The organism is Micromonospora sp. B11E3 (assembly GCF_039871625.1).
Lineage (GTDB): Bacteria > Actinomycetota > Actinomycetes > Mycobacteriales > Micromonosporaceae > Micromonospora.
Genome location: NZ_JBDPMC010000082.1, coordinates 18,700 through 27,028, shown reverse-complemented (window position 1 = coordinate 27,028; position 8,329 = coordinate 18,700). Strand labels below are relative to the sequence as shown.

10 protein-coding genes are annotated in these 8,329 nt (G+C 72.4%); 8 read left to right on the top strand and 2 right to left on the bottom strand.

What is annotated here, in order from left to right:
* Positions 1-97: 97 nt before the first annotated feature.
* From ABGB16_RS28275 to ABGB16_RS28240, 8 genes are all read left to right on the top strand, one after another.
* The gene (locus ABGB16_RS28275; RefSeq protein WP_347671135.1) at positions 98-526 is read left to right on the top strand and encodes a RidA family protein; all 429 of its coding nucleotides are present in this window, start codon (positions 98-100) and stop codon (positions 524-526) included.
* Positions 523-1,047 carry a 3-hydroxyanthranilate 3,4-dioxygenase gene (locus ABGB16_RS28270; protein ID WP_347671134.1) on the top strand — a complete coding sequence of 175 codons (525 nt, stop codon included), beginning with the start codon at positions 523-525 and terminating at the stop codon, positions 1,045-1,047. Before ABGB16_RS28275 ends, ABGB16_RS28270 begins: the two co-directional genes overlap by 4 nt.
* The gene (locus tag ABGB16_RS28265; RefSeq protein ID WP_347671133.1) at positions 1,047-2,078 is read left to right on the top strand and encodes an amidohydrolase family protein; all 1,032 of its coding nucleotides are present in this window, start codon (positions 1,047-1,049) and stop codon (positions 2,076-2,078) included. Before ABGB16_RS28270 ends, ABGB16_RS28265 begins: the two co-directional genes overlap by 1 nt.
* Positions 2,079-2,085: 7 nt before the next feature.
* Complete coding sequence (locus ABGB16_RS28260) at positions 2,086-2,304, top strand: type II toxin-antitoxin system VapB family antitoxin (RefSeq protein ID WP_347671132.1); 219 nt, start codon at positions 2,086-2,088, stop codon at positions 2,302-2,304.
* Between the two features lie 62 nt (positions 2,305-2,366).
* Positions 2,367-2,729 carry a hypothetical protein gene (locus ABGB16_RS28255; protein WP_347671131.1) on the top strand — a complete coding sequence of 121 codons (363 nt, stop codon included), beginning with the start codon at positions 2,367-2,369 and terminating at the stop codon, positions 2,727-2,729.
* A gap of 59 nt (positions 2,730-2,788) precedes the next feature.
* The gene (locus ABGB16_RS28250; RefSeq protein WP_347671130.1) at positions 2,789-4,252 is read left to right on the top strand and encodes an amidase; all 1,464 of its coding nucleotides are present in this window, start codon (positions 2,789-2,791) and stop codon (positions 4,250-4,252) included.
* 73 nt (positions 4,253-4,325) lie between these two features.
* Positions 4,326-4,610, top strand: a complete 285-nt coding sequence (locus ABGB16_RS28245; protein ID WP_347671137.1) for a hypothetical protein — start codon at positions 4,326-4,328, stop codon at positions 4,608-4,610.
* Complete coding sequence (locus tag ABGB16_RS28240) at positions 4,597-5,004, top strand: DUF5130 family protein (protein WP_347671129.1); 408 nt, start codon at positions 4,597-4,599, stop codon at positions 5,002-5,004. Before ABGB16_RS28245 ends, ABGB16_RS28240 begins: the two co-directional genes overlap by 14 nt.
* A gap of 110 nt (positions 5,005-5,114) precedes the next feature.
* Here the strand turns inward: ABGB16_RS28240 and ABGB16_RS28235 are convergent, their stop codons facing one another.
* Entirely contained in the window at positions 5,115-5,678 is a 564-nt protein-coding gene (locus ABGB16_RS28235; RefSeq protein ID WP_347671136.1) for a Uma2 family endonuclease, read from the bottom strand.
* Between the two features lie 84 nt (positions 5,679-5,762).
* Positions 5,763-8,315 (bottom strand): aminopeptidase N, encoded by a 2,553-nt coding sequence (gene pepN / locus ABGB16_RS28230; protein WP_347671128.1) that lies wholly within the window; start codon positions 8,313-8,315, stop codon positions 5,763-5,765.
* Between the last annotated feature and the right edge of the window lie 14 nt (positions 8,316-8,329).

Below are 8,329 nucleotides of genomic sequence, written 5' to 3'. Positions count from 1 at the left end.
AACCGGCTCCGGGCGGTCAGGCTTGATCCCTGCGCCGGTTGGGCTGCCCGGAACCCCGTCGTGGTCGCGGTGCTCCCGTCGGCGCCGGGTCGTCGTCATGGGTGACGGTGCCAGGGTCGTCGCGGGGAAGGCCGTGCCGCGGGGGGCGTTTCCGCACGTCAAGGTTGCTGGCGGGTTCGTCTTCGTCTCCGGTACGTCGTCCCGCCGCCCCGACAACACGTTCGCCGGCGTCGAGGTGGACGAGCTGGGCACGACCAACCTGGACATCCGGGTGCAGACCCGGGCCGTGATCGAGAACGTGCGGGACCTGCTGCGCTCGGTCGGCGCCGACCTGTCGGATCTCGTACAGGTCACCACGTACCTGGTCAACATGAACGACTTCGGGGGCTACAACGAGGTGTGGGCCGAGTTCTTCGACGCCACCGGGCCCACCCGCACCACCGTGGCGGTGCACCAGTTGCCGCACCCGCACCTGCTGATCGAGATCCAGGCCGTGGCCGTCGCACCCACAGGAGGTCAGTCGTGAGCGAGATCGCCGAGCCGTTCAGTTTTCCCGGGTGGATCGCCGAGAACCAGCACCTGCTGAAGCCGCCCGTGGGCAACAAGGAGATGTTCCCGGGCGGAGACGACTTCATCGTCATGGTCGTCGGCGGGCCGAACCAGCGCACCGACTTCCACGTCGACCCGTACGAGGAGTTCTTCTACCAGGTCAAGGGCAACATGCACGTCAACCTGATGACCCCGGAGGGGCCGCGTACGGTGCACGTGCGCGAGGGCCAGATGTGGATGCTGCCGCGCAACACCCCGCACTCGCCGCAGCGGCCCGAGCCCGGCTCGATCGGCGTCGTGGTCGAGCGGGTCCGTGAGGAGGGCACGCTGGAGAAGTTCCAGTGGTACTGCCCGGAGTGCGGGCACAAGGTGCACGAGGTGGAGTTGCAGGTCCGCGACATCGCCGCCGACCTGCCCCCGGTCTTCGGGGCGTTCTACGCCGACGAGAAGGCGCGCACCTGCGCCGACTGCGGCGCGCTGCACCCGGGCAAGGGCTGATGGGGGCACCGGTCGTCGACGTGCACACGCACGTCGTACCGAAGGGGTGGCCGGACCTCGGCGCGGCGTGCGGCGGGTCCGGCTGGCCCTGGCTGCGCGTCGACTCCGAGCGGGCCGCCATGATCATGGTGGGGGAGACCGAGTTCCGCCCGGTGGGGGCGCAGTGCTGGGACCCGGCGGTCCGGCTCGCCGACATGGCCGCGGACGGCGTGGACGTGCAGGTGGTCTCCCCGACGCCGGTGTTCTTCTCCTACGACCGCCTGGCGGGCCAGGCGGTCAGGGTGGCCCGGATCTTCAACGACCTGACCCTGGAGGTCACCGCGGGCGGTGCCGGCCGCCTCGTGCCGTTCTGCCAGGTGCCGTTGCAGGACCCGGACGCGGCCTGCGCCGAACTGGACCGCTGCCTGGCGGCCGGGCACGCCGGGGTGGAGATCGGCAACCACGTCGGCGACCGCGACCTCGACGACGCGGGCATCGTCACGTTCCTCCAGCACTGCGCCGAGGTGGGCGCGCCGGTCTTCGTGCACCCGTGGGACATGCCGGGCGGCCCCCGGCTGGACCGCTGGATGGCCCGCTGGCTGACCGGGATGCCCGCCGAGACGCACCTGTCGGTGCTGGCCCTGATCCTCGGCGGCGTGTTCGACCGGGTGCCGCGCTCGCTGCGGATCTGCTTCGCGCACGGCGGGGGAAGCTTCCCGTTCTGGCTGGGCCGGGCCGACAACGCCTGGCGCCGCCGGGGCGACCTGGTACGCGGCGCCTCCAGCGCCCCGCCCAGCGCCTACGTCGACCGGTTCTGCGTCGACTCCGTGGTGTTCGACCCGGCCGCGCTGCGGCTGCTGGTCGACACGATGGGGGAGGACCGGGTGCTGGTCGGCAGCGACTACCCGTACCCGCTGGGGGAGCGGCCGGTCGGCGACGTGGTCCGCCGGTCCGACTTCCTCACCGACGGTCAGCGCGACAAGCTGCTGTCCGCCAACGCCCTCCGCTTCCTCGGCCCGTCGAATATATACGAGCCGTCATTGAGTATATAGTTGGCTCGTGAGGACTGTTATCGATCTTGATGATGATCTGCTCGAACGAGCTCGGCGTGAGCTGGGCACCAAGAGCAAGAAGGACACCATCCACGCCGCCCTGCGGCTGGTGGCGGAACGTGGTGAGCGGCTGGAAGCGATTCACGAGCTGCTGTCGATCGACCGGGACTGGACCGGCCTGCTGGAGAGTGACAAGACCCCCGAGGGCCGACAGGACGCGGCGTGAATCCTCCCGCCGGCCTTTACCTCATAGACACCTCCGCGTGGGGTCGCCTCCGCCAGCCGCTCGTGAAGAAGCGGATCGTGGCCATCCTCACGGAAGGGCTCGCCGCCACATGCCTCCCGCTCGATCTGGAGGACGGGCGAAGCGCGCGTGACTTTCGCGACGCGGTAGCGATCCGTACCCGGTGTACCCAGCTCATGATCGATCTACCGGTCACGGCGGCGGTGGCTACCCGCGCGCGAGATATGCAGCTAGCTCTGGCAGCCCGCGGATACCATCGTGCCGCGAGTCCGGTCGACCTCACGGTGGCCGCAGCCGCCGCCGAATACTCTGCCGTCGTCCTGCATTACGACCGCGACTTCGATCTCATCGAGGACGTGGGCGGCCCTCGATCCGAGTGGGTGGCGCCGGCTGGCACCCTCACGTAACCGCTTGACCTGTCGTGTCGAACGGTGACCAGAGCCGTCGTACGGGGCAGGATGGCGAGGTGGGTGAGCCGCACGACCTGACCGCGCTGGAGCAGGGCGCCGCGATCGCGCGGGGCGAACTGTCCAGCGTGGAGCTGGTCGCGCATCACCTCGCCCGGGTCGACGCGCTCGCCGACACCGTGGGCGCGTTCGTCACGGTCACCCCGGAGTTGGCCCTCGACGCGGCGCGGGCCGCCGACGCGGCGCCCGCCGAGGGGCGCGGCCCGCTGCACGGCGTGCCGACCGCGATCAAGGACCTCACCCTCACCGCGGGGGTGCGCACCACGTTCGGCTCGGCGGCCTTCGCCGACCTGGTGCCCCCGATCGACGCCGACGTCGTCCGGTTGATGCGCGCCGCCGGGCTGGTCAGCCTCGGCAAGACCACCACCTCCGAGCTGGGCTGCTCGCTGTACTCCGAGGGGCTGGTCGCGCCGCCGGCCCGCAACCCGTGGCACCTCGCGTACACGGCGGGCGGGTCCAGCGGCGGGGCCGCGGCGGCGGTGGCGGCGGGGCTGGTGCCGCTGGCCCAGGGCTCCGACGGCGGCGGGTCGCTGCGCATTCCCGCCTCCCTGTGCGGCCTGGTCGGCTACAAGCCGAGTCGGGGCGTGGTCTCCGGCGGGCCGCTCGGCTCCGGGGCGTTCGGCCTGCCGATCAACGGGCCGCTGGGCCGTACCGTCGCCGACGTCGCCGCGCTGCTGGACGTCATGGCGGCGCCGGTGCCCGGCGAGCCCTACCTGCCGCCGGCCGCGCCCGACGGCGGCTACCTGGGCGCGGCGCGGCGGGCCGCGCCCGGCCGGCTGCGGGTCGGCCGGTTCACCGCCCCGATGCTCGCCGACGAGCCGGTCCACCCCGACTGCGTCGCCGCCGTCGACCACGCCGCCGCGCTGCTCGCCGCGGCCGGCCACGAGGTGGTCGAGGTGTCCGCGCCGCTCGGCCCCGAGGTGTGGCCGCTGTTCGAGACCGTCTGGTACGTCCTGGCGCTCACCCCGGTCGCGGCCGAGGGGGAGAGCCGGCTGCTGCCGCTGACCCGGTACCTGCGCTCCCGGGGCGCGGCGATCTCGGCCGGCGCGCTGATGGGCACGCTGGGTGAGCTCCAGGCGCAGGTACGCCTGGCCGCCCGCCGCACCGCGGGCTGTGACCTGCTGCTCTGCCCGACGCTCGCCGCACCGCAGGCGCCCGTCGGGTGGTTCACCGCCGACGGCGACCCCGAGACCGACTTCGACCGGCAGCGGCGGTTCTCGCCGTACTGTGCGGTGTTCAACGTGACCGGGCAGCCGTCCGTTTCCCTGCCGCTCGGGCGTACCGCGGAGGGCCTGCCCGTCGGTGTCCTGCTCACCGGTTCCTATGGTGACGACGCGTCCCTGATCGCCGTCGCCGCGCAGCTTGAGCACGTGAGTGACGGGTGGGATCGCCACCCCGCAATTTGGCGGGCCGTCGACTCCGCTAACGTGAATACGAGCGGAGTCGGGCGGCCGGCCTCATGATCGTCCACTCGACCCGGGGATTCCTGGTCTCTCTTTCCGCCTGGGGGCGTTGGGATTGTCTGTTACCGACACGCTGCTGATCTACGTCGGCATCCCGGCCGCCACGGTGCTGGTGATCACCGCGCTGGCGTTCGCCGGTGGCCGGGGCAAGGGTGGCGGCACCAAGCGCTACCGGCCGGGCCGGCCCTTCGAGTTCACTCCGGTCTGGTTCCTCGGCCGTCCGGAGCAGCTGGCTGACTCGGCCGGCGCGGCGCTGGCCGCGGGCGCGCAGGCGCCGGCGCTGACCAGCCACAAGCTTGAGAAGGCCGGCGTCGAGGCGCCGGCGGGTGGAACCGGAGGCGCAAGTGACCGTTGGTGAGAAGCAGGCCGGGCTGGTCAACCCGCCCGAGGTGCTCGACGGGCCGTTCTCGACCCGTCAGCTGCTGCGCATCGACGAGGCGCTCCGCCTGGCCGACCAGGGGACCGGGCTGGTCTTCTCGGTCTACGTCGGCGGGCTCGACGAGCCGATCCGCGACCACGCCCAGCGGCTGCACCGCCAGCTCGCCGAGCCCGACCGGTCGGTGCTGATCGCCGTGTCGCCCAACCAGCGCCAGCTGGAGATCGTCACCGGCCGGCACGCCCGCAAGCGCATCCCGGACACGTACGCCCGGCTGGCGGCGCTGTCCATGGTGGCCGCCTTCGGCGGCGGCGACCTGGCCGGCGGCATCATCAACGGCCTCGACCAGCTGGCCAGCCACGCCGGCAAGGGCTGAGGCGCAAGGAAGGGCCCCTTCTCAACGCCCGCGGTGGAGAAGGCACCCCTTCCCATCGGACGACCACACGACACCCGGTCCGCCACGGCGGGCCGGGTGTCGTCGTCCGGTCAGCGGGGCCAGGCGCTCGGGTCGAGCGTCATCGGCCAGGGCTCGGTGACCCGCGCCGGGTCGTCCGGCCCGACGGTGCCGAGCAGTTGGTAGTGGTCGCCCTTGGCCAGCTCGTAGCGGTAGACGACGGGGCCGAAGTCGCCCCGCTCCACCCGCCAGTAGGCGGCCACGCCCGCCTCCGCGTAGAGGGCCGGCTTCGTGAACCGGTCGTGGCGCCGGCTGCCCGGTGACTCCACCTCGACCACGAGCGCGACGTCGCCGGCCTCCGCCCACATCCGGCCCCGCGGGGCGTCCGGCGTGAGCACCGTCACGTCGGGGATCAGGTTGCCGCCCGGCACCCGTACCCCGATCTCCCGGATCACCCGCCAGCCGGCCGGCGCCGCCTGGCGCAGGGCCATCCGGATGTCGTCCGCCAGCTCGTGGTGGTCCGGTCCGGCCGGTGGGGTCACGTGCAGGCTGCCGTCGATGATCTCGTAGCGGTTCCCGTCCTCGGGCAGGTCGAACAGGTCCTGCTCCCGCCAGCCTCGCTCCGGTGGGCGCCACTCGTACCGCGGCTGCGCCATCACGTCCACCTCCTCGGGCAACCATAACGGCGCGGGGCCGGTGCGGGCTTCCGCTCGCGCCGGCCCCGGCCGCGTACTCCCCTCTCAGGCGCCCCGGGCGTCCCGGGCGCGCGCCTTCAGGGCGCGGACGACGCCGTCGCGGCCCTCGGCGACCAGCCGGCGCAGCGGCGCCGGGTGGCCCTCGGCGGCCAGCCAGGCGTCGGTCATCCCGACGGTCTCCTCCGAGACCTGCTGCGTCGGGTACGCCAGCTGCACGAACTCCTGCGCCGGCTCGCTGTCCCGCTGCGCCCACACCTGGTCCACCACGGCGAAGTACCGCTCCCGGTACGGGGCGACCAGCTCGGCCTGCATCGACGGGCCGAAGCCCTGCAGCAGTGCCCGGTTGCGCCAGTTCGGCAGCGCCTCGGGGCCGGTGAGCTGCGCCCACACGGCGGCCTTGTTCTCCGGCGTCGGCACCAGCGCGTGGGCGTACGCGGCCTCCCGCTCGCCGCTGGCCGTGCGGTCGGCGGCCAGCTCGGCCTCGATCTCGGCGGGGCCGGCGGCCCCGTTCGCCACCAGCGACTGGACGATCGACCAGCGCAGCTCCGTGTCGATGGCCAGCCCGGCCGGCACGTCGACGCCGTCGAGCCAGCCCCGCACGGCGGCCAGGTCCTCCGCCGAGCGGGCCGCCGACACGTACGCCCGGGCCCACGCCAGCTGCAGCCCGCTGCCCGGCTCGGCGGTGGCGAGGGTGGCCCTGGTCGTACGCGCCAGCTCGGCCCAGCCGGTCGGCGCCCAGGCCCGGTCGGCGTACAGGTTGAGGGCGACGGGCACCTGCTGCCGCAGGATGGCGGTGACCAGGTTGATGTCGGACTCGGCGGGCAGCCCGGCCAGCACCAGCGCGACGAAGTCCCGGGCCGCCAGCTCGGCGTCGCGGAGCATGTCCCACGCGGCCGTCCAGCACAGCGCGCGGGCCAGCGACGACTCGAAGCCGGCGATGTGCTGCACCACCGTGGCCATCGACCGCTCGTCCAGCCGCAGCTTGGTGTACGTCAGGTCGTCGTCGTTGAGCAGCAGCACGTCCGCCGCGCGCACGCCGCGCAGCGCGGTCAGCTCGGTGTGCTCGCCGGTCACGTCCGCCTCGATCCGTTCCCGGCGGACCAACCGGCCGTCAACCAGGTCGTACAGGCCCACGCCGATGCGGTGGGTACGCAGCGTCGGGTGTCCGGCGGGCGCCTCCTGGTGGACCACCACCCGCTCGTAGCCGCCGTCGGCGCCGATCGTCGCCTCGGGGCGCAGCGTGTTGACCTGGGCCGTCTCCAGCCACTGCGCGGCGAACTTGCGCAGCTCCCGGCCCGAGGCGGCCTCCAGCTCGGACAGCAGGTCGTCGAAGGTGGCGTTGCCCCACGCGTGCTTGCCGAAGTACGCCCGCAGCCCGGCCAGGAACGGCTCCTCGCCGACGTACGCGACGAGCTGCTTGAGCACGCTCGCGCCCTTGGCGTACGTGATGCCGTCGAAGTTGACCTCGACCGCCTCCAGGTCCGGCATCTCGCAGTAGACCGGGTGGGTGGAGGAGAGCTGATCCTGCCGGTAGCCCCAGTTCTTGCGGATCGACAGGAACGTCGTCCAGGCGTCGGTGAACCGGGTGGCGTTGGCGTTGCACCAGTGGCTGGCCCACTCGGCGAACGACTCGTTCAGCCACAGGTCGTTCCACCAGCGCATGGTGACCAGGTCGCCGAACCACATGTGGGCCAGCTCGTGCAGGATCGTGTTGGCCCGCTGCTCGTACTCGAAGTCGGTGACCTGCGAGCGGAAGATGTAGTGCGACTCGGCGTGCGTGACGCAGCCGAAGTTCTCCATCGCGCCGGCGTTGAAGTCCGGCACCCAGAGCTGGTCGTACTTGGGCAGCGGGTAGCGCACCCCGAACTGCTCGTGGAAGAAGTCGAAGCCCTGCTTGGTGATGAGGAACAGGTCGTCGGAGTCCAGGTACTGCGCCATCGAGGCCCGGCAGTACACCCCCAGGTCGATGCCGTCGTGGCTGTCCCGCACCTCGTGGTACGGCCCGGCGCAGAGCGCGGTGATGTACGTGCTCATCCGCACCGACTCGCGGAAGTGCAGCGTCCTGAGCCCCTCGCCGGCCGGTTCCTCGCGCTCGACCGGCATGTTCGACACGACCCGCCAGTGGTCGGGGACGGTGGCGTGCCAGGTGTAGACGCTCTTCAGGTCGGGCTGGTCGAAGCACGCGTACACCCGCTGCGCGTCCGCCGTCTCGAACTGGCTGTAGAGGTAGGTCTCCCCGTCGACCGGGTCGACGGTGCGGTGCAGCCCCTGCCCGCTGTTGGAGTACGCGAAGTCCGCGTCCACCACGAGGACGTTCTCGGCGGCCAGGTCGGTCAGGGTCAGGCCCTTCTCGGCCGACCAGCCGGACACGTCCACCGGGGCGCCGTTCAGCGTCGCCGAGCGCACCGACTCGGCGGCCGCCTCGATGAAGGTCGTGGCCCCCGGCTCGGTGCAGCGGAACCGGACCTCGGTCACGGACCGGAAGGTGTGACCGTCGGCCGCCAGGACGGCGGTCGACAGGTCCAGACTGATGTCGTACCCGGTCACCTCAAGCAGGCGGGCCCGCTCGGTGGCCTCGACCTGGGTCAGGTTGCGCACTCCCGGCACTGTTC